General features: G+C 42.4%; 12 protein-coding genes. 2 read left to right on the top strand and 10 right to left on the bottom strand.

The annotated features are described in order from the left end of the window. The first annotated feature begins 61 nt into the window (after positions 1 to 61). Together ID165_RS00990 and ID165_RS00985 are read left to right on the top strand one after the other, a co-directional pair. Positions 62 to 1177 (top strand): sensor histidine kinase, encoded by a 1116-nt coding sequence (locus tag ID165_RS00990; protein ID WP_225586932.1) that lies wholly within the window; start codon positions 62 to 64, stop codon positions 1175 to 1177. A gap of 2 nt (positions 1178 to 1179) precedes the next feature. Further along, on the top strand, positions 1180 to 1887 hold the full coding sequence (locus ID165_RS00985) for a LytTR family DNA-binding domain-containing protein (protein WP_192348546.1): 708 nt from the start codon (positions 1180 to 1182) through the stop codon (positions 1885 to 1887). Between the two features lie 291 nt (positions 1888 to 2178). Here ID165_RS00985 and ID165_RS00980 read toward each other — a convergent pair whose 3' ends face one another. From ID165_RS00980 to ID165_RS00935, 10 genes are all read right to left on the bottom strand, one after another. Next, on the bottom strand, positions 2179 to 3438 hold the full coding sequence (locus ID165_RS00980; protein ID WP_192348545.1) for a PepSY domain-containing protein: 1260 nt from the start codon (positions 3436 to 3438) through the stop codon (positions 2179 to 2181). Positions 3439 to 3527: 89 nt separating this feature from the next. Further along, positions 3528 to 6143 (bottom strand): TonB-dependent receptor, encoded by a 2616-nt coding sequence (locus tag ID165_RS00975; RefSeq protein ID WP_192348544.1) that lies wholly within the window; start codon positions 6141 to 6143, stop codon positions 3528 to 3530. Positions 6144 to 6505: 362 nt separating this feature from the next. Beyond that, on the bottom strand, positions 6506 to 7438 hold the full coding sequence (locus ID165_RS00970; RefSeq protein ID WP_192348543.1) for a FecR family protein: 933 nt from the start codon (positions 7436 to 7438) through the stop codon (positions 6506 to 6508). A 122-nt stretch (positions 7439 to 7560) separates the two neighbouring features. Further along, on the bottom strand, positions 7561 to 8112 hold the full coding sequence (locus ID165_RS00965) for an RNA polymerase sigma-70 factor (protein ID WP_225586931.1): 552 nt from the start codon (positions 8110 to 8112) through the stop codon (positions 7561 to 7563). Positions 8113 to 8515: 403 nt separating this feature from the next. After that, positions 8516 to 10312: a glycoside hydrolase family 2 protein gene (locus tag ID165_RS00960; RefSeq protein WP_225586930.1), complete on the bottom strand. Its 1797-nt coding sequence runs from the start codon at positions 10310 to 10312 to the stop codon at positions 8516 to 8518. A gap of 194 nt (positions 10313 to 10506) precedes the next feature. Next, on the bottom strand, positions 10507 to 11961 hold the full coding sequence (locus tag ID165_RS00955) for a cellulase family glycosylhydrolase (RefSeq protein ID WP_225586929.1): 1455 nt from the start codon (positions 11959 to 11961) through the stop codon (positions 10507 to 10509). A gap of 543 nt (positions 11962 to 12504) precedes the next feature. Further along, positions 12505 to 13728 (bottom strand): glycan-binding surface protein, encoded by a 1224-nt coding sequence (locus tag ID165_RS00950; protein WP_192348542.1) that lies wholly within the window; start codon positions 13726 to 13728, stop codon positions 12505 to 12507. Between the two features lie 100 nt (positions 13729 to 13828). Further along, positions 13829 to 15424 carry a RagB/SusD family nutrient uptake outer membrane protein gene (locus tag ID165_RS00945; RefSeq protein ID WP_192348541.1) on the bottom strand — a complete coding sequence of 532 codons (1596 nt, stop codon included), beginning with the start codon at positions 15422 to 15424 and terminating at the stop codon, positions 13829 to 13831. Positions 15425 to 15523: 99 nt separating this feature from the next. Beyond that, on the bottom strand, positions 15524 to 18694 hold the full coding sequence (locus ID165_RS00940; RefSeq protein ID WP_225586928.1) for a TonB-dependent receptor: 3171 nt from the start codon (positions 18692 to 18694) through the stop codon (positions 15524 to 15526). 377 nt (positions 18695 to 19071) lie between these two features. Beyond that, positions 19072 to 23076 (bottom strand): hybrid sensor histidine kinase/response regulator transcription factor, encoded by a 4005-nt coding sequence (locus ID165_RS00935; RefSeq protein WP_192348540.1) that lies wholly within the window; start codon positions 23074 to 23076, stop codon positions 19072 to 19074. Between the last annotated feature and the right edge of the window lie 243 nt (positions 23077 to 23319).

Here is a 23319-nt window from a genome sequence, read left to right as displayed (position 1 = left end):
ATTAAGACTAATTCTAAATGACAAATTTGTTAATATTGTGCTATTTGACCAAACCCATTCTGTGAACGACTCACTTATCCCCCCAAACGACAAGAAACCGGGAAACTTTTCAGGAACTATGCCCCAAAGAAGGACGGAGACTCTAAAAACCTCCCTTAAAGTCTATGCACTTGAATTTGCCTACCAGTCTGCTGTCATGTTTGTATTACTGATATTTTTTTCGTTCAATATGGAGCAGACGGAGGCATTCCATTTCCAGGATCTGTTCGCCCCTTATAAGCTTGCATTTTTTGCCAACTACTTTATGGCGGCCATGATCATCAATTATGTGCTCCTTCCTCTCTTATATTACAAAAAGCATATGCTGTTATTCCTGATTGCAGTCTTGCTTTTGATTACAATGGTTGTGCTGGTGGATGAATACGTTTTGGAAAAAATCTATTTTCCCGACACAAGAGGCACCTACTTTCCGGGATTGTCCTTCACGATAGTGGAAACACTTCCAATCATTATCATTATGGTAGCTTTCAAGATCGCCTGGGACTTCAACAGGAAACAGCGTGAGGTAGAGCAACTGAAAAGCCTTATGAAGGAAAGTGAGATCCAGTTTTTAAAATCCCAGATCAATCCCCACTTCCTGTTCAACAATCTGAATAGCATTTATGCCTATGCCCTTGGTAATTCTCCCAAAACACCAACCCTAATTCTGGATCTTTCCACGGTGTTGCGCTATATGCTGTATGACTGTAGGGAAGATCAGGTAGTGTTGGCCAAAGAAGTTGACCATTTAAAAAAGTACACGGCTCTCTTTCAGCTTCAATTGAACACCCGAGGCTGGATTAATTTCAGCGAAGACATACCCGATAGCAGGTATTATATTCCTCCACTGATCCTGGTTGTGTTTGTGGAAAATGCATTCAAACACAGTACGGGAAGTCAGGCCGGAAATATTGAAATTGATATTTCCATAAAGGTATCAGAAGAAGGAAAGCTTACCTTTCATTGTCTCAACAATTATTCTCCCCATTATCAGAATACCGATACAGCAAGAGGAATAGGCTTGCAGAATGTAATCAAACGGCTAGAATTATTATTTCCAAAAGCTTTTCATCTAGCTATTAAAAAAGACGGAAACTTATATGCTGTCACACTGGAGATCCCCCTGAACAAAATGTAACCATGCTCAAAAGTATCATCATAGAAGACCAAGCTCCTGCCCAATTTATTCTGGAAAAGTACATTTCGGAAACAGAATCCCTAAGGCTGGAAAAGACATTCTCGGATGCGTTGGAAGCGCGCAAGTTCCTTGAAAAAAATCCTGTTGATCTGATCTTTCTCGACATCAACCTGCCCCTGCTTTCCGGAATGGACTATTTACGCACTTCGCCCAATCAGCCACTGACCATCCTTACCACTGCCTATTCTGAATTTGCACTGGAATGTTACCGGTACAATGTAGTGGACTACCTGCTCAAACCCTTTTCCTTTGAACGCTTTTCCCAGGCCATAGAAAAAGTGTTGACAATGACCCGCACCATACATCAACTCAGTGAGGGAAACGAAATCTCTGAAGGAAGCCAGGTTTACTTTCGCTCCAGTCATGATTTGGTGAAAGTGGAAAGTCGGGAGATCATCTTTATCACCAGCGACAGCGATTACACTGAGGTAATCACTACTACTCAAAAATACCTGACTCTGGATTCTTTGAGAGAATGGTCCACCAAACTGGATCAAAATTTTACCCAGGTACATAAATCATTTATCATCAACGTCAATCACCTGATCAAAATCTCCAAAAACAAGATACATCTATCCAAAGATCACATTATACCGATTGGCCGGGTTTATAAAAAGTGCTTAATGGATTCGGTAGAGCGGAGGAAGTAAGTATTACTGAGCCATACAGAAAGCAGTTACAGACAACTTTGGTATTGTGGGGAAACTTTATCCTGAGGGAATATCGCATGTAATTCAAGGCCGATGGATGTAGTTAAGATCAATTAGCCGTTTGATCTGATTCTGTTCTATTTGTGTTTATGATTTCAAGTTTTAGATCAAAAGAGATGAATTACTTCATTTTTCCTCCCTCTAACCCCAGGGTTGTGGTCACTAAGTTTCTTACTATTGTTTATAGGCAGGACGGGTCAGGCCTGTTCTGCCCGGATATAACATTATACTTCATGCTTTTACGTTATTACCTTCTCCATTTGCTCCAAATTTAGACCTGCTGTTTTGCGCATAAGGGTTTTCTTTATTCTTTTCGTTCAATGTTTTCTTAGAAGTATTTTTTCGCTTTTTATATCCGCGTTCCTTCTTCCTCCTTCCCCACCAAATCAAAAATCCGGTAACCGGTAAACCGGCAGCGACCAAGCTCGCAAAAAATGCCAGTACTTTGCCGGGAAAGCCCAATATACTGCCTACATGAATATCGTAATTTAGAAAAGTCATTTTCTCGCCGTTACTCTTATTGTTCCATCCAATAGTTTTCAGTTGTTCTCCTGTGTACCGGTCAAAATAAATTGTGGTATCATCAAAACGGGAGCTAAACTTAACATGTACCGTTTGTGCTGAAAGAGAATCCTCCGGAATAGAGATTAAATACCTAACCGCATTTGGGTACAGTTTTTTGACTTGTTCAAACACTAAATCAGTAGGAATGTTTGAGCTAAAATTTGCAGTGTCTGAGGTGATAGTTTCCTGTACGGATTCAATAGTTCTTCCGCCATTTGCTACCCAAGAAACGCTATTTTCAAACCAATCAAATGCCCATACAAGACCGGTAAGCGAAATAATCAGGGCAAAAACCATCATATAATATCCCAGGATATTATGTAAATCATAGTTTTTGCGTTTCCATTTAGTCCCGGTTTTCCATCGAAACCAAAAACGTTGTTTGGCGGCACTCTTGTTTTTGGGCCACCAAAGTACAAGACCGGTAATTAATGACAGTACAAAAATAACAGTAGCGATCCCGACAATAGGCTGCCCGATCTCGGTCTTCAATAGCAAGCTCCAATGGAGCCACATCACTACTCTAAAAAACTCAAATTCACTGTTCTTTATTTTGAGTACCTCTCCCGTATATGGATTGACAAAAGCATCCTGACGATCCTCTATTCCTTCCCAGTACCATAGTTTATGTGCTACTGGCTTATCCGGAAACGACCGAAACATATAAGAACGTTCGTTGGAGTTATATATGACTATACTACTAACAGGAGATTCTTTTCCAAGGGCAATTTCTGCAGTTTTCAGCAAATCACTTACAGGAAGAGGCTCTTTCTTTGCTCCTTCTACACGATAATGATCTGCATATGCGATAGGCCTCAGCTCTTCCTCAAAAACATACAAACAGCCTGAAACTCCCAATATAAAAACAATCAACCCTGAGGCTAACCCCAGCCAAAGGTGAGTTATCCGCAAATATTTTTTAACCATTGATTTTTTGCTAATGCCGAGTATATTATTTCCAAATTAAAACCAAGGGCACTTCCACCTATCGGTAGAAGTGCCCTTGGCAACAACAGTTAAAATTTATAGTTGACAGATAATCTCCAGTTTGCGCCCGGCATGGTGATATAAGTATATTCTGTATCCCTACCGCTTATGCCTGAGTTGTGGCGGACTGTTCCTATATAGTTGAATTCATCTGTAATATTGTCCGCATTAAGTGCAAAACTTAGTCTCTTAACCTTGTAATAAAGAGCCGCATTCAGACTTTTAAAATCATCCAGTTTGCCTTGTGGATCTGTAGGATTTACTTTTTGGGTATACACATAACGATCTTTATGGTATGATCCTCCTACACCAAATCCCAAGCCATTTGTGACATTGTATTTGGCCCAAAGATTTATAGTGTGCAAGGCTCCCTGCTCACGGGTTCCTACTATATTTTCATCCGTATCTTTTGTAATTTTGGCATCTATGTAGGCGTAGTTGGCCACAATATCCAGCTGGTCATTTATGGAACCCAATACATCCAATTCCACTCCCTTACTTTCTATCTGACCACGTTGGATTAAGAAATTAGGATTATCAGGATCACTGGTCAATGCATTGTTTTTGGTAATGTTGAATGCCGCTAGTTGGGTGAATAGTTTTTTACCAAACCATTCTCTTTTTGCTCCAAATTCCAGATTGTTTCCTCTTAAAGGCTCAAATCTATTGTTGTTAAAATCAACCCCCGTTTGGGCTATAAAAGATTGGTCGTATAGAAAATATACCGAAGTATTATTAATCGGTTGTACCAATAAGCCTACCCTGGGAGTGAAGGCATTATCTTCTAATATTCCTGCGGTTCTCCCGGTCTGAAAGTAGGTGTATCTCCCTCCAAGTGTTAGCTGCAACCATTCGGTGAATTTGATATCATCTTGGAAAGTAAACCCTTGCCAGGAAGTTCTGGATGGATTATAATATAGAAAATCCTGTTCATTCAACAAGGTATCAATGCCAACAGAGAGTCCATAGACTGGCTTATTTACATCAATGGGCAATACATTGCTTGCTTGCCCGTATTTCATTTTGGTAGAGACATCACCTCCGTCAAAGCCAATAAGCAATTTGTGTTTAACCGTACCCGTAGTTACATCACCATTTAAAAATAGCTGTCCTGTAATTGACTTGTCAAGTCCCGCCTGATATCGGTAATTTCTGTTTAGCATTCCGTTATTATCAATCCCTGGCGTATGGGTTGCAAACATCACCGTGCCCTCCCTGTTGTAAAATGAAGTACCTATCTGAGCTGTAACAGTCCAAGCGTCAGACAATCGATGCCGAAAATTCACAAATCCAAAATTTGAATTAAATTTGTAAGGATCCTGTAAAGGATCTTCAAGCATAAAACTTCTCCTTAGAAATACTCCATTTTTAGTAGGTAAATTATTGAATGAACCATTCACTACCGCATGGTCATAATTATACTCTAAAGTCAGGGATGTCTTTTCATCAAAATCATATCGGATCACAGGTGCGATCGAAAAGCGGTCATTGATGCCGTAGTCCCAATGGCTTCCTGATTTCTGTCCCATTATATTCAATCTGTAACTTAGTTTTTCCTCTTTTCCTAAAGTGCTGCCAAAATCTATGGCATTTCTGAAAAGACCATAACTGCCTGTGGTAAATGTAATCCCCCCATGTGTTTTCCCCAGTGGCTTTTTGGTCACCACATTGTACATTCCCCCCGGCTCTCCCTGTGCCAGCATAAATCCCGCAGGACCTTTGACAAACTCTACACGCTCCACGTAGCTCATGTCTTCTTGTAATGTAGTTGATCCAGGGCTCATCCCATTTCTAAGCCGGTTTCCGGATCTACTTCCCCGAATGCTGAAATCGGTGTAAACACCTACATAGGGAAAAAGTGTGGTGACACCACTTACATTTCTGGCAACATCGGTAATCACATAAATCTGTTGATCTTCCATTATTTTGCCATCAATGGCAATGATACTCTGCGGAGTCTCTATAATAGGTGTGTGGATACGCAAAGACGGGGAAGGCTCAGCTATCACATAGCTATTTCCCTCTCTATCACCCGATACTTCCACTCCCATCAGCTGCGTCACATCTTCGGTTAATCTTATTTCCGATACGTGTGTAATATCATCCCTTTTGACCTCTATACTAAGTTCTTTTTTTCCGTAGCCAACCATTTGAAATGCAAAGATCCGCTTGCCTTCAGGTATGCTGTTAAGTACAAATTCCCCTTTCGAATCGGTTACATTCCCAATGCCGGTGCCTTTGAGGATTACTGAGACAAATTCTATAGGAATACCTTTTTCATCTTTGACTGTCCCGGACACCGTACCAAATCCCAGTTGCCTCAGGGCTATCTGGTTACCACTGACCGTAAACTTCAGCGCTGCCTTGGCGGTGATATCAGCCAGCAACCGGTTTACTGTAGTGTATGTTTCTTCCAGTGTAATCCGCTCATTCAGGGAAACATGCGCATCACTATAAACAAAATTAAGGTCTGTCTGTGCTTCAATCTGCTCCAGTATAGTTTTAATTGTCGCTGTACCAGAGGAGATCTCTACCCTGTTTTGTATGTCAGACTGAGCATGGACCGATAAGATTTGGACAAACAGCAAGAGGAGGATACTATAAAATAATCTTGTCTTATTCGTAATTGAATATAATAGTTGCATTTTTACAATAGGTTTTGATTTATTAATTGTTCCGCAATTGATTTAGTTAAAACATGTATGCCGGGTGTGGTGAAGCGCATCCGGCTTTTCAATTCAATAGGATTTGCCCGGGGTTGGCCCCCTTACTTTTTTCATGTGTTTATAATTGTTTTCTATTGGCCACATGGAATCTCGCACGGTTTATAATCATCCCACTGTGTGTCGTCTTCGACATGCTCGATTTCATCTGTTTATTTTTGTTTTTTTATGGTCAGATAGCCTTGTCCCGATCCGCCGCGGCGGATTGGGAGAATCTCGCACGGTTATAATCCCCTCGGTGTGACTCTTGAATCATGCTTGATTTCATGTGTTTATATTTTGAATCAATAGACAATAATTCCCTTCTCTTCTTTTCTGAATTTCAAATCGGTACTTGCCTCGATCAAGCGTAATACCTTATCAAGAGACTCCTTTTCAAACTTGGCCGAAAATGGAATATCAATATCTCTTTGAATCTCGAACCGAAAGCCATACCGTTGCTCTAGTGCTTCAAACACCTCGGCCATGGGTGTTGCTACAAACCACAGAATATCCTTAGTCCATGCGGTAACCATCTCTATATTTACATCACGCAATATTTGGACATCACCTGTTCTTCTGTTGTAGGTAACCTGCTCTCCGGGAGACAGCACATAATCCTTCCCCGGTGCTGAAAACTTTATTGCCCCCTCGATAAGCGTTACCACTATCTTCTGGTCTTTCGGATCATTATCGATATTGAACTTCGTACCCAGTACGGTAATAGCTACCTCGTCTGTACGCACTGTAAACGGGTGATCAGTATCCCGCACAACATCAAAAAATGCTTCTCCTTCCACTAAATTGACTTCTCTGTTTTTACTGCCAAAAGCGGAGGAATAGTGCAAATTGGATCCCGCATTGAGTTGAATCCTACTATGGTCTTTCAGGGTAAGCAGGCCTTGCTCACCGGGACCGTAAGCGACGGTCTTCTGCACAGCAAAAAGGTCTGATATAGTTTGATTGCTCAAGATCACAAAACCGACGGCCATCAGGATACTGATAACTGCAGCATAGCGGATAATTTGTTTAAAAAGGGGAATGACAGCGGTGTTCTCTTGGGGAAAGCGGGAAGAAAGACGTAACCATATTTTTGACTTGACTCCTGTAAATTCTTCTTTGTATTCAGCCCCTTCCTCTCTGTCAGAATTAAGCAGCCAAGCTTCAACAGCCCGTATCTCTTCTTCAGTACAGTTTTCCTCACTGTACCTTTTCAGTAATTCCTCCGTGATTTGCATAGCTTGATAGTTTGTCCTTGCTACTATCTAAATCGTACAAGTCGGGAAGAACCCTAGGTCAGGTAGAGAAAAAAACAAAAAGTTTTAAAAATTCCGGCTTGACCGGAATATAAAAAAGAAAATCAAAACCTGTATTCCTTTAACCGCTCTTTAAGATAACTCAACGCCTTGGCGAGGTGGTATTCTACCGTCTTTTCTGAGACAAGAAGAGTAGAGGCTATCTCCTTGTTGCTCAATCCCTTTTCACGGCTTAACCGATACACTTCCTGACATTTACACGGGAGCCTGTCCACTAAAAAATCAACCCGTATTTGCAATTCTTCGAATTCAACATCATGCTCTGTACAGTTCTCTGTTTCGCAATACTCTTCTAACGCACAAACCAAATGCTTTTCATCTCTGGCCTTCTGTCGATAGTGGTCGATGATTTTCAGTTTGGTGGCTTTTATTAGATACTGCTCTATATGTTCATTGATTTCAACCAAATTCCTTCGTTCCCAAAGTGATCTGAATATATCATGGACGATTTCTTCAGCTATTTCACTACTATTGATCTTACTTCTGCAAATCCCATACATCTTTGCAGCGTATAGATTATAGGCCTTCTCAAAACCTTTTTGAGTTTTTATATCCGGAGTAGGCCGAAAATCAGTATTTAACTTGGAGTGAAACAATAGGGTGGAATAAGCGATTCCACGAAGATATTACTATTTAGACTGATTACAAATAACATGAGAAAATAATACCGGATAATTCAATTACTAACCTCTTCGAACACTTTTCTGCCGGCATCTTCATAAATACCGGTATTGAAAGAATGACTGAGCTCCACCATAATCTGATAAGAATCCTCGCTCCTCCTACACGGTATATTCGGCAAAAATTAACATTTAACCCGCATTATGCATTAGCGCTTCTACGCCACGGCGTACAAGTTATTGCGGCCAATAATTGCTTCTAAATCAGTCACTGCATTGCAATTTTCGACTTCACCATATCCGCCGCGGCGGACTCAGTCTCCAAACAGCCTGATTTTATTGCGGAAAGCTCACATCCACCCAAATCGCCAGACATTCCTTATTTGCCCTCAAAATATTCCTTCATGACATACCAAGCTTTCTTTTTCCCTCCTTTTTCAGATATCAGCCCTTTTCTGTTGTACCCCTTTTGGTAAACTGAATGCATCCGTCCCAGTGATCTGTAGTCAAACAAAAGCCATGGACATACTCCTACCAAGTTGGGAACTGAATTGAACATCTCAATTTGGTCAACGTAGATTTTCTCTTGATATTCCTCCGTCCAATAAGCGGCTTCATCCGGTGGACCATCACTATTCCCGTACACAGCTTCCCCTCCAAATTCAGAAATAAATACCGGCTTGTCAGGAAAACTAATGTTCCATTTTGTGTCTGACGGCTTCCCTTGCCACGGCAAGTACCATCCAAAATACTCGTTGAGTGCGACAATATCAGAATGGATGTAAAGGGAATCCCAAACGTTCACTGTATGGTTTTCGTAGCTTTGGGTATTGACTACATGGGTGATCAAGCGGGCAGAATCCAAGGACCGGCACTTTTGTGTAAGTTCAATAAGTCTATCATTCCTATTGGGTGTACTGGGGTATGTTTCGTTCGAAAGTGCCCAAACGACGACCCCACAACGGTTTTTGTCACGACCAACCATTTCTTGAAGCATTTGCTCCAATTTTGCAGGCATGAGACTATCGGAAAACTGGATATGCTGATACACAGGCAGCTCATCCCAAACCATGATTCCCAATCGCTCGGCTTCCTTCACCATGTTTTCACTATGAGGATAGTGGGCCAGACGGACAAGATTACATCCCAGTTCTTTTGCCGAATTAAGCAACAGCTTAGCATCTTCGCTTGAATACGCTCTATTCATTCTGTGAGGATTCTCCTCATGGATATTGACAGCCTTTAGGAATATTGGCTTACGGTTTAGCAAGATCTGATTACCCTGCACTTCTATACTTCTGAATCCTATAGTGTCAACCAAAAAATCCGTGTCACTTTTAACAGTTACGCTATAAAGTCTGGGGTTTTCGGGTGACCAAAGTTCAAACTCCGACTCAAATTCCACGTGGGCAAAGCCCTCATCATCTGTTATTGCTTTATAGCGCAAATTTAGTTCGGGGACTTCAATCTCAATGTCCTGTTTTTCACCGGCTCCATTCATCTTAACCCACCCTAAGACTGTAGTAAGACTTCCTTTTTTTAACTGTATGAAATAATCTTCAATAAAGGTGTTGTCTGTTTCAATTAAATCCACGTCACGGGTAATACCTCCATAGTTAAACCAGTCATACCCATAGCCCGGGAGGCCGTTTCCTTTACGGTTATTGTTGACCTTCACAATAACGGTATTATCCCCATCCTTGATTTTGTCTGTAATTTCAAACTGAAAAGGGATAAAACCGCCTTCATGGCTACCGATTTTTTCGCCGTTCAGGTACACGTCAGCCAGGTAATTAACCGCCCCAAAATGGAGAAACAGCCTTTTCCCTTCGGCAATCAAATAATTAAACTGCTTTTTGTACCAGACTGTCCCTTCGAAATAGGTTAACTCGCTCATCTGGGAATTAAAGTCTCCGGGCACATTCAATACTGAAGCCTCTTCAAACGAGTACTCATAAAAATCTGTTTTTTTGACAGGTTTTTTCCCTACCCACACCTGAAGATATTCACCTGTATTGGAAGGGTCTATTAATGCTCTCCACTCCCCGTTCAGGCTTGTCAACTTCCTGGATTGGATATTAGCCATTGCGGTCTGCGCACAGATATCGTTTCCCAATAGGATAAAGGCTCCAAAAACCAATATCCATCCTGTTATCATTGTATTAAAGTAATTCATTTGTATATATTTTGTCTTTCAAAGGCCACCCCGAATAGTCGGGGCAGGCAATGGAATCTCGCACGGTTTATAATCATTCCAGTGTGTGTCGCTCTCGACCTGCTCGATTTCATGTGTTTATTATTTTCCGGTATTTCAGTCTTGGATAAGCGCCCAATTGCCCTGAACAGTCGGGACAATTGGGCCGCGCATTCTCATTTACCGCCTTCAATAATATTGTCAATCGTACGCTGCTCTTTCACCGTATAAAGTCGTCTGTCCAATGCTCCACCTGTATCCCACCAAAATGGGATTAAACCATTTTCGATCGCCTTTTTTGTCACATACCTGATCCAATGATCCACGGAGTTATTGTGGGTCTCCAGATCCAGTGGTACATGTTGCGCATTGTTACGCCTATATGCCCCATACTCGCCCAGGATTACCGGGATTCCTTTGTCCACGAATTTCTGCTTTGCCAGACCGAAAGATTTAACCACATCATCTTCCTCTCCATAGGTGGCATTCCGGTCCGGTTCAATGGTTGAATGATACCCATTTCCCCAGTAATAGACCATATTCCCCCAACTTACGTCTTCTGCCAAGATACAGAACTGGGGCGGAGTGTAATAATGTAGCTCAGCCATCATACGTCCTTCTATCTCATCTGTAGGCATATTCATCATCTCATGGCTCTTTTCAATATTGGTATCAGGCCCCTGAATCACGAGTACCCTGTAACTGTTTCGTCCGCCCGTGGCCCGGACAGCATTGACGAAAGTCTGGTGATAGGAATGAAGTACCTCCATCTGTACTTCATCATGGACGTTGGGCTCATTGGCACCGGCAAACATCAGGTGCTCGTCAAAATCCCGCAGTGCCGTGGCGATTTGCTCCCAATACGCTTTTTGTTTGGCATTCACCGAATCCTTCTTGGCTGGGGTGACATTGTTTTCCAGCCAGCCACCATCCCAGTGGATATTGAGCAACACATACATATCATTGTTTACACAGTAACCCACCACTTCTTTTACCCTGTCCATCCAGACAGGGTCAATCTTTGCAGTATTCCTATCCACAACATGGTGCCAGTCCCAGGAAACAGGAAGGCGAATTGCATTAAATCCCTGTTGCTTTACAAACTTTACATACGCTTCAGTAATCTTCGGATTTCCCCAGCCTTCCTCGCCACCGGGGGCTTCCATTGTATTTCCGATGTTCCAGCCCAACTTCATTTTAGCGGCAAGCTCTACTGCATTGCTGCCCATTCCCGTTGCATCGGGAGGCAGCGGAGATGTATTGTAGGAAGGATATAGCGTGGAAATCTGCGAAACGGTAATCCTCCTGCCCTGGCCGTTTGGCGAGGTAATATTCAATACAGTGGATCGGGTCAGTCCGGTGGCATTGAGAACAGCGGTTATTTGAATAGAAGTGCTTCCGCTATTGCCTGCTGTTTGGCTTAACTGCAACCACGATGAGGCCTGATTACTGATACTCCATTCATTGGTACTGGTTATTGAGATTTCCATGTCCCCTCCTTCTTCATCAAACTCCAACTTATTCACGGAAACGTTAAGCACGGGGTCTATCACACCCTCTTCTCCACAAGACACAAGTACCATCATTCCGAATAGTACTGCCAGCCCCCCCGTCAATTTCATTTTCTTCATTTTAATTTATTTTGGTTATTGAGTTTATCATTTGCTTTCTTATAGATCCTTTTTCTGCGTTATCCCTTCCAATTATCCGTTCTGAATAGGACTGCAGGCAAGCCTTCGGAATTTACTAGGTTACCTGTAGGATTGTCGGCCCAAGCATAACGAGCGACCAATGGTTTGTCCACCTTCTCCCAATACACTACCACTTCACTCTCCTCAATGACAGCCTTAGCCCAATCCCCACTAAAAAAGGAGGGAAAAGGGACGGTTTTTAGAAATCAGAAAGTAAGAGCTTGCTTAAATTTTGTTTTTGAAGCCGAAATCGAGATGATTTAAACAATCATTAAAACCCTAAGGGAAATGATTGTTTAAATCATCAAAGATTCCATCCGGCAGATAAAAACAAACAATAAACGGATGAAATTGATGCATCTTTAGTTCAATCAAGGCTCGTTTTCGGGGTCGTAGCTCCGCTACATCCCCGAAAATAGCCGAAGAATGGGCGAAAGAGGCGCAATCACAGGCCAAAGGATAAAGTTTAAACAAGCTCTAAGATCATTCAGCTATTTTCACTATTCTGATATTATCAACGGCAAAATTCATAGCAGCTGCAGGTTGGCTGGAATCATTGACCGTGAAGATATTGATACCTCCACTGCCAGAGTCTCCCAGTAAGTCTTTTAAACTTCCAACTGATTCGCCTGTCCCATCTTTTCCTCCATTGGGTTTATTACGAAACTCTGAAAATGGGATGGTTACCGTGATCCAATTGCCCTTTGTACTGAATGGGGCAGTTTTATTATTTCCAAGATTCCATGGTTCGTAGCGTGCCACGTAGGCCCAATTGAAATCTTTTAAAATGATTAGAGACGTTCCATTCCATTGCTCAGGTACATTGATCTCAAATTTAAAAGCATAATCGGCAACAGGATCGTCCAACTTATCCTCCGGAACCCACTGGACTGCATTGGTATTAATACTTCTTCCTCCTTCCCACCAACTAGAATTACCCGCACTCAGGCCATTATTACTTAAAATTGCATAGTTACCCTTATTGCCCGGAAAGATAGTGCTGCTATTACTTATGTTCGCCCCCCAGCCATAAGTGTTTATATCATCGAAGTTACAAAGCATACCTACGGGATCATTTACATTCAGAGAAGTGGTATAGGATCCTGAACCGGTTTCTACCGTTACCGGTCCGCTTTGACTGAGTGCAGGGGACTTAAACCCAATTGATGTACCATCATCTGACAATACGTATTCTGAAATCGCCGCACCGGCAAAAGTCACCTCTTCAACGTAAAAGAAATTGCTTCCATAAATGTACACCGAGTCTCCCTCACTCGGGAGTTCGTATGATACTCGTGTGATCACGGGTGGGTCAATGACAAAGTCAATCGAATACGTATAAGATCCTCCCGCGTTTACAACGGTTACTTTATTCAGTTCCTCTAAGGACACTGACTGGAACGGAATAAAAGGTATCTGCACCACTATGTTTCCATCAGTCCAGAAGGTTTGGTTGATGTTTGCCTGGATACCACCAAAAGTCACCTGGGCAACCTGGGCTAAGTTTTTTCCATGTATTACCACCCACTGACCCGTAACCATTTCAGTGATTAATGTGTCGTTGGGAGCCGCTTCATAATTTCTGACTTCTGTAATGATAGGTGCGGGCAAGGAGTCCTCCTGCTCACAGGCAAACATCAGGGTCATCATTACTGCCGCGCAAGCCAGCAGCAATCGATCTATATATTTTGACATAGTCTTTTTCATATGTTTATATTTTGTTTTTCAAAGGCCACATGGAATCTCGCAGGGTTTACAATCATCCCAGTGTGTGACTCTTGAGTCATGCTCGATTTCATGATTGTTATTACTTATCTTCAAATGGATATGGTACCGGAGGCTCCATCAATTTGGGATTGGCGGTCACCTCGATTGAAGGCAGTGGGAAAGTAAAGGTATTCGCGTTCGCCGGGGTTATGTCGCCGAAAGGGTCGTTTGGTGTTACGACCCCGTTTTCGTCATACTCAAAGGCTATTCGTTGCTGGTTATTGAGAATGCCGATTGCCTTTGGAGAATTATAGTAAGAAAGCCTTACCAGATCATTCCAAAAATGACTTTCACCGGCCAGCTCAATTCTTCTTTCATTCATCAACATGTCCGCATCAATCGAGGTAACAGGAGCAAGCCCTGCCCTTCTGCGCACTTCATTGAAGTAAAACAACGCATCCGCATCTGATGTGACGGCATTGTCGCCCAAGATGGCTTCTGCATATATCAGATACACATCTGCCAGCCTCAATAAAGAATTGTGCTGCGGAGAAGAGTTCGATGTCATTGTAGGTGCTTTGTTGTCCACATTGGTACCCACAATATGCTTCTTCAAACCGGTATCCCCATTGAAAGTATAACCACCTCCCGCTGCATTCAGCTCAGGGTAATAATCCCCCCTCAGCATAAAAGTAGCCTTGCGCCTAATGCTATCCTCCGGAGTGTACGACTCGAACATATTCATGGTAGGTCGGATACCAAACCAACCCGCTTGTCCATTGGCTGATATTTCTGCACCTCCTGGAGAATATATCTGAAGCATGTTGCCTTCCATCCAACCAAGCCCCGGAGACCATTGCAATGCAAATAATGATTCCCGGTTATCATTAAACTCCGTTCTAAACAGATTTTCATAGTTGTCCAACAATGTCAGTCCGCTATCGTTACACACATTGCCTGCATAGAGCTTGGCCATGTCAAGAAGTTTCTGGTCACGCTGTCCAAGTCCTTTCGAATTTAAACCGGCCCAGGTCAGATATACCTTAGCCAACATCCCTTGCGCAGACCAAGTGGTAAGCCTTCCTTTAGCATCTGAAAGGGGAAGATTTTCGGCCGCATAAGTCAGGTCATTCACCACTAACCGGTATACATCGTTAACCTGATATCTGGGAACCAGAGGGGAAGTAACCAACTTGGTATTATCTTCTATAATCGGAACATCTCCCCACAGCAACGCCAGGTTATAGTATGCAAATCCTCTTATAAACTTTGCCTCGGCAATAGCCGCATTCTTGTCTTCTTCAGGTATAGCTGCAGGCGCTTTGTCTGTGATGGCATTGATCGTTGTATTGCAGTGGGCAATGATCCTGTACATAGCCCTCCAGTTTGCAACCATAATCCCATTCAATCCGGTGATGGAGAATGTATTCAGCTGAACTGCATCACCCCAATACCCTACAGCCATATTACCGCTAAGAACCTCGCCTACAGGCAAGTAACAGGAATAATTCCATTCAGCCCAAGGTCCTCCTCCGTATAGTGCAGCGGTAGCCAATCTCAGGTCATCGGTAGTCTTATAGAAGTTTTCAGTGCTTATCTCTGACAATGGCGGTCGATCCAAAAAGTCCTCGCTGCAGGATACTGAGAGTCCTACAAATACGGGAAAGAAATAGATTAATATATTTTTCAATTTCATGTGTTTATAATTTGATTTTCAATGGCCACATGGAATGCCCTGGATAATCATCCCTCTGTCTGAGAAGCTTTTCTCATGGGCATTTCATGGTTCAGCATTTTATTTGTTCAAGGTGATATTGGCACCTACTGTAAACACTCGGGGCTGGGGGTAAAAACCGTTATCCACACCTGCATTCAGGGGATCCCAAGATCCGATTTCAGGATCCAAACCCTTATATTTCGTTATAAGAAACGCATTGTTGACATTTACATAGACTCTAAGCGCATTTACCCGTGCTTTCTGAATGAGGCTTTCCGGCAGGGTATAACCTAATGAGATAGTCCTAAATCTGATAAAGGATCCATCTTCGATAAATTTGTCAGATGTTCTATTATTCTCGTTTGTATTGTCATTTCTGATACCTACAATTTTGGTATCAGGATTGGATACATATACGTTGTTGATATCAGTAGCTGATCCTTCGGGATCTATCAGTTCAAGTCTGGCATAATTGGTCAATGATCTCAGGTATCCGAAACTGGTACCCGGATACTCTCCGTTGATTCTCAACTGGTTGAAGACCTTATTCCCATAATTCGCACTGAGGAACACATTTAAGTCAAAATTCTTGTAGGAAAACGAGTTGTTGAGGCCCACTTGAAACTTAGGAATAGGTGAGCCCAGATAGGTTTGGTCTCTTTCATCGATGATCCCATCACCATTGAAATCCCTAAATATCAGATCACCGAACCAGATGCTTCCTCCGGCAGCACCTATTGGAAGTGGCTCACCATTTCTCACGGGGATAGCATTCGTCTCAAAATCACTTGCCGTGGCAAAAACCCCTTCAGTGACGTAACCATAAAATTCACCAATAGATCTTCCTACCGGGGTTCTGCTGAACTGACCAGTCAACGCAGCATCATCAGTAATAAGCCTTACCACTTTATTGATGTTGCGTGACACCGTAAGGTCAGTGGACCAGATGAAATTTTTGTTGCTTATATTTTTTGTACTAATTCTAAAGTCAATTCCTCTGTTGTTGACTTCTCCAACGTTTACCCAAGGGGATTGTATTGAACCGGGGGAATACCCTATACCTGTACCCGAGTACATCGGTAAGGGAACCTGCATCAAAAGACCGTCAACGTTTCTGTCATAGATATCTACTGAGAAGTTTATACGCCAGTTAAAGAATGTTCCGTCAAGACCGATATTGCTATACCTTGTCCTTTCCCATTCTACGACGGGATTGCCCATGTTACGAACGATTTGGGATACTCCGGACAAACCGGTGGTAACAGTGGCCAAACCGGAGGTATAGCGGTAATCAGGAATATTCTGGTTGTTTGTCAAACCATAACCTACTCTTAGCTTCAACTCATTCATGTTTTTAACATCCTTCAGGAAGTTCTCATTATGAATTTTCCATGCAATAGCTCCGGAATAGGTAGCTACCCATCTATTTCCTGCAGCAAACTTTGAAGATCCGTCTGCCCGCACATTACCGGTCAACAAATATTTGTCATCAATACCAAAATTCACCCTGCCAAAATATGATTCTTGGGAGTTATGGGATTTCACTCCGGAATTCATAGCCGTGAGTGGGTCACCGGCACTGATGGTCTGCACATTATTTGAAGGAAAGTTGGTACGGCTTGCGAATATGTTCTCCGATTTGCTCAGCTGTGCCTCGTGACCAGTCATAACATTCAAATTGTATCTGTCACCTAACATCCGTGAGTATGTGAAGTAATTCCGTACAGTGGAATAGAAGTTTTGAGAGAATCTGTAAGTAGCTTCGTTGATCGTTCTTACCACAAGCCCCATTTCGTAAGTAGGGAAAAACTGATCCTGTGTGGCCATAGAAAAACTGCCTGTCACCTCACTTCTAAATACCAAATCTTTCAATAAATTAACCTCGGCATATAAGTTGCCGAATAGTTGGTTTCTCCTAACATTATCCTTATTGATAAGCGCAATTGCATAAGGGTTTACCGTATTATTGACCCAACCATTGGGGTTAAAAGCACCACCCCAGCTTCCATCCGGATTTGATACAGCTATATCAGGAGTCTGACTAAGAGCAGTTGCTATGACACTCGAACCGGTAGAAGTGACATTTTCATTGATATTTGCCAGCTGAAGACTTGTCCCGATCTTCAGCCAGTCCGTTGCCTTATTGTCTAGATTAAGTCTCAGGGATGCTCTTGTAAAATCAGACCCCAGGGCTATACCTTCCTGATTGAAGTAAGACGCTGAAAGTAGATATTGCGTCCTTTTATCACCTCCGCTCACCGTAAGGGCATGGTTGGTCATGGGGGCGTTTCTAAATAACTCCCCCTGCCAATCTGTTCCCTTTCCCAAATATTCAGGATTAGCAAACTCAGGTCTTTCATCGAATCCCCATCCTAATCCCGTGTTCCGCTCATTGATAAAAGAGGCATATTCCTGCAAATTCATAAGCGAAAGCCGATTGGGAAGTTGCTGAAAACCGGTACTGAACTCATAATTGATACTGGGAGCTGCATCACTCCCCCTTTTGGTTGTGATGACGATAACCCCATTGGTCGCTTGAGAGCCATATATGGCCGTAGCGGAGGCATCTTTTAACACATCGATGGACTCAATTTCATTCGGGTTGATACCGGCCAAAGGATTGGTACCGGAACCCAGGGTAGCCATCCCCCCCATAATAATCCCATCAATCACATATAAAGGAGCTGAATTATTGAAGGTCACCCCTCTTACCTGTACATTGACCGCTCCACCCGGCTGACCTGAAGCCTGCTGTATCACAACTCCCGGAACCTTCCCCTGCAGTGCCTGATCTATGGTGACAGGGCTAGTCCTACGAATCTCTTCCCCGGAAACCGAAGAAATAGACCCTGTAACATCCTGTCTCCTTGTAGTACCATAGCCTATCACTACCACCTCATCCAAGGAATTCATATCCGCTGTCAAAACAACATTAATGACACTTTGGCTTCCCACACGGACTTCTTTATGGCTAAATCCGATAAAACTGAAGACTACAATAGCCTCAGGAGAAGGAACTTCCAGGGAATAGCGCCCGTCTAAATCTGTTACCGTCCCATGGGTCGTCCCTTTGACAACAACATTCACTCCAGGCAGAACTTCATTGTCCAGCTCCGATTTCACTATTCCTGTTAGTTGAATAGTTTGTCCAAAAATGGTCGTTGACCAGAAGCACATCAGAATAAAGCTGAGGCCATACCTTAGCCTTGTACCGGGCCACTTAAAGTGTGTACACGTTTTTAACTTCATAAATAGATTATTTTAGGTTATTGTTAATTCGACCATTTTACCGGTCAATTGACAGCGAAATGTATAAATCCTAATTCCGAAGGAGGGTTCGCCATGTTTTCAATAAGGGGCTTTGATGTTTTATCTAGCATTATCCAGTATAAATAGTTGGATCATCGCAAAAAATCATTCATAAAATTGGTCATTTAACCAATATTACAGAACTTTTTTCACAGCACCTCATATTGAAATAGCTCCAGAGCTAAGCCCCCGATCTCCGACAGGTAAGTCTGTCTAAAAAAATAGTTCTAATCTGACTTGCTGACACAGTCCCCAGGGCCTAAAAATGATCCCACGAAGTGGAGCAGCTTAACTCGGTGTTTTATTTTCGTATCAGGTTACTTTATACTACGCACATAATCTGAGGGCAGAATACCGAATTCGTTTTTGAAATTGATGGTAAACCTTTTAGGTGAATTGAAGCCAACAGTGTAGGCAACTTCCGCTATTTGCATCTGGTTTTGTTCCAGCAGTTGCCTGCCTCTTTTAAGGCGGATGGTACGGATAAACTCTGCCGGCCCTTTTCCTGTAATGTTCATCAATTTCTTATATAAATGACTTCTACTCAACCCTACTTCGCTTCCAAGGTCCTCCACCGAAAACTCCGGCTCACTGATATGTTCTTCCACCACTTTAATAGCTTTTTCGATCAGTTTTTGATCCAGAGAGGTGATGGTTATTTCGCTGGGAGAAACGTCCATTTTCTGACTGAATGTGATATGGCTCAATTCGGTCCATTCCAAAAATTTACGAATCCGCAATTTTAAAAGATTAAAATTGAATGGTTTGGTCAGGTAATCATCCGCTCCCATTTCCAATCCCTCGATTTGGTATTCTTCGGCTGTCCGGGCGGTCAACAGGATAACAGGGATATGAGACCAATGTATATTTGTTTTTATTTGATGGCAAAGTTCTATTCCTGTCATCACAGGCATCATGACATCACTTACTACCACGCGAACATCATTCATTTCAAGTTGTTCTACTGCCTCTTGCCCGTTATTGGCCAGTATAACGGTAAATTCATCCGACAGACTACCTGCCATAAACTCACAGAGGTCTAAATTGTCATCAACAAAAAGTAACACGGGCTTAGAAGGTAAAACCTGTCCATCAATTTTCTCAGCAAATTCATCGTCTGATTCATCTTCAGATTCCAATCCTTCTACCTCGCCGATTTCGATTATAGGCAGTCTGAAAGTGAATACAGATCCCCGGGGCTCATTGTCTTTCACTGAAACGGCTCCTCCATGCATATGAACATATTCGCTCACAATATGAAGGCCGATTCCACTGCCCAAATTATCCTGTGCTTGGGAAGCCTGATAAAACCGCTCAAAAATATATGTCTTATCCTTATCCGCAACTCCTTGTCCTGAGTCTGACACGCTTACTGACACAAAATCACCCTCCCCGTAAACATGCACTCCAACTGATTCTCCACTCTGGGTGAACTTAAAGGCGTTGGAAAGCAGGTTGAACATAATCTTTTGAACCTTTGCCGAATCAAACTCCATCAGAAGGCATTCCATTTCGCAGGTGAATACAAAGCTCATCTGTCGGTCAATGGCATAATTATGAAAGGGTAAACACACATTTCTTATAAACCCAATGAAATCCCCCTGTCTCAAATTCAAAGATTCAGCCTTAGCATCCAACTTGCGAAAATCCAATAAAGAATTTATCAGTCTCAATAAATGCCCTGCATTCTTGTTGATTATATTCAGTTTTTGTCGTAGCCCTTCTTCGAGATCTCCTTCGAGAATTGCCTGCAACGGTGTGGTGATGAGCGTCAGAGGAGTCCGCAAATCATGACTGACATTGGTGAAAAACTTCAGTTTCATTTCATTGAGATTAACCTCCTGTTCCCGTTCCAATTGCACCTTTTGCTGCTCAAGTCTGCTGCGTTGATGGTTTCGGGTACGGTAGATCACATACCAAATAAGGCTTATAGACAGAATCACATACAAGGCAATTGCCCATCGTGATAAATAGAAAGGAGGGGTAACCGTAATACTTAAAACCGTGGGAACATCATTCCAAACCCCGTCACTGTTACTAGCCTTGACATAGAGCTTATAAATGCCGGGAAGCAACGAAGAGAACGTGACCTTGTTTTCCTGTATAGTAATCCATTCCTGACTAAACCCATCCAGTCTATAGGAGTACCTTACCTTATCCGCATGCAGCAAATCGCCCGTAGTGAAATGTAATACAATCATCCTATCACTATGATGAAACGTCAGTGAGTCTGTTTGTTCCATAGGGCGCTTCAGCAATGTATTCCCATTGTACAGGGAATCCACTTTAATACTATTATTCCCTACACTCAAACCCGTAAAACCCACTTTGGCAGGCGGTTGGTTTTTTTCCACTATTTTATTTGGATTGACAATAGTAAATCCTTCTGTGCCGCCTACAAGAATATCACGGTTGCGGAGCTTATATATAGACCGATTGTTGAAATAGTTGTTTTTGAACCCGTCTTTGGTTGAAAAATTTCTGCTACTAATCCTCAGGAAATCCTGACTGTCACGTTCTGTGGAAAGGACAGAAAGACCATTGCTTGTGGTCACCCAAATGTTATGGTTATCATCTTCAATGATGCCGCGTACGATATTATCGGTAAGACCATTGTTCTCATTAATGAAATAAAGCGTATCCTTCTTCACATCCCAAAGGGTAACACCGATTGGGTGTCCTAGCCAAATATTACCATTTTCAGCTTTATGGACATTGGATATTAGCATTTGACTGAAATCCTGGGTGCCCCTGGAATTCCCCACAAGAACAGTACAGCTGCCGGTGGCGATGTCCACCACATTGAGTCCAAAGACAGTTCCGACGTATAGCTTATCCCCACCGTCATAATACATATCAAGCGGATGCTTCACCCACTCACAGACGGTTTCAAGAGAATCCAATCCCACTTTATCATTACCATTGCGGAGATATTGAATCCCTCCCTCCAAAGTTCCGACCCACAGATTTCCGTACCTGTCTTCCTTCAAGTTCCAAATGTTATTTGAAGCCAGTCCACTGTTCCCGGTGGTGTAACGCCTAAACTCCCCATTTTCATAACAGATAAGCCCTTCCAGATATGTTCCGATCCAGATCCGTCCTTTACGGTCTTCCAATAAAGAAACAATAGCTGTGCTGTTGCCTATAGGGAGCTTCTTGATTTTCCCATCATCGATATTTTCTTTTAAGAATAATCCATCGCCATCTGTACCCAACCAAATATTACCATTCCTATCCTCCAGAATCGCACTGACATCCCTGCATTCGGGATAGTCAGCACTTACGATGTTATTAAAACTGTTGTGATAATATGACATGCCTTTTTTATTATGCCCTATCCATATTATTCCCCTATCATCCCGGTAAAGGCACACCACATTATTGGATGAAATCGATGTTTTATTTCCTTGATCCTCCAGTAGATTGGTAAGGCTTCCGCTGGCTCTATCATATATAAACAATCCGTTATGATCAGTTCCTATCCATATATGACCGCTTTCATCATCCAGAATATTCAAAACCCTGTTGCTAACCCCCTTGCCATTTGAACTCATCAATAATTTCATCCAACCGGCATTTGGGTTATCCCGATAATATACCAGACCGGATTTACCGGAAAAGAGCCATAAGCCACCGCGACTATCTGCATACACTTTATTGTATAGTTCGGGGTGCTCTATATCTTCTAGCCTATGCAGTTTCTGAGTCCCCGTCTGCTTATGCATTTGCCATAGCATTCCCGGTTTTAAAACACCATACAAATATTCTCCATCGTCACTCAAGCGGACGGAAGCCACGTCATCTAGCTGCACGTTCAAATTGAAGACATTCACCATTCTTGTATCTGTATTGTAATGGTGCATCCTCAGCCCATCCATCACCCACACATGCTTTTTTTTGTCTACATACACTTGGTAATTTTGGTCTACAAGTATGCCCATCTCCCTCAAAAACCCGGGGACATCTGTAATGAAATTATCCTTGCTACGGTTGTACACCATGAAAGAAAAGCTACTGATCCAGATATACCCCAGTCCGTCTTCCTGCAATCCCCAAATATTATTGAATGAGCTTGTATTGGGCGCACCGGGTTCAGCAGTATAGTTTTTAAACCCATAACCATCATAGCGGCTTAGCCCGGATTCCATGCCGATCCACAAAAAACCATAGCTATCCTTCAAAACAGCGCTGACATTGCTATTGGAAAGCCCTTCATCGGTCGTGAGATGTTGAAATTGATAATGCGGCTGCCCTATTGCCCAACCGGAAAAAAAATGAACCAGTAATATAATACCTAAAACATGGACTAACCACTTATTCATACTTAGCTGACTAGAGGACAATGATAAATATAAAATGAAAAGTCATAGGTTATTATTAAGCACCAAGAGATTTAGCAGATATTCCAAGCATCTCAGTCAACCCTTTACACACTGTTTCCTGTCAAATTCTCAGTTTGGGAATCCGACAAATTGATTATTAACAGGTTAGCTATGTACTAATCCGTCTGAGCATTGGGCTGAAAAGGCATTGGCTTCATAATAGCCGATAGACTTTTGCATAAA

This window comes from Algoriphagus sp. Y33 (assembly GCF_014838715.1).
GTDB lineage: Bacteria > Bacteroidota > Bacteroidia > Cytophagales > Cyclobacteriaceae > Algoriphagus.
Note: the sequence above shows the minus strand (reverse complement) of the source record. Positions and strands in the feature narration are given on the sequence as shown.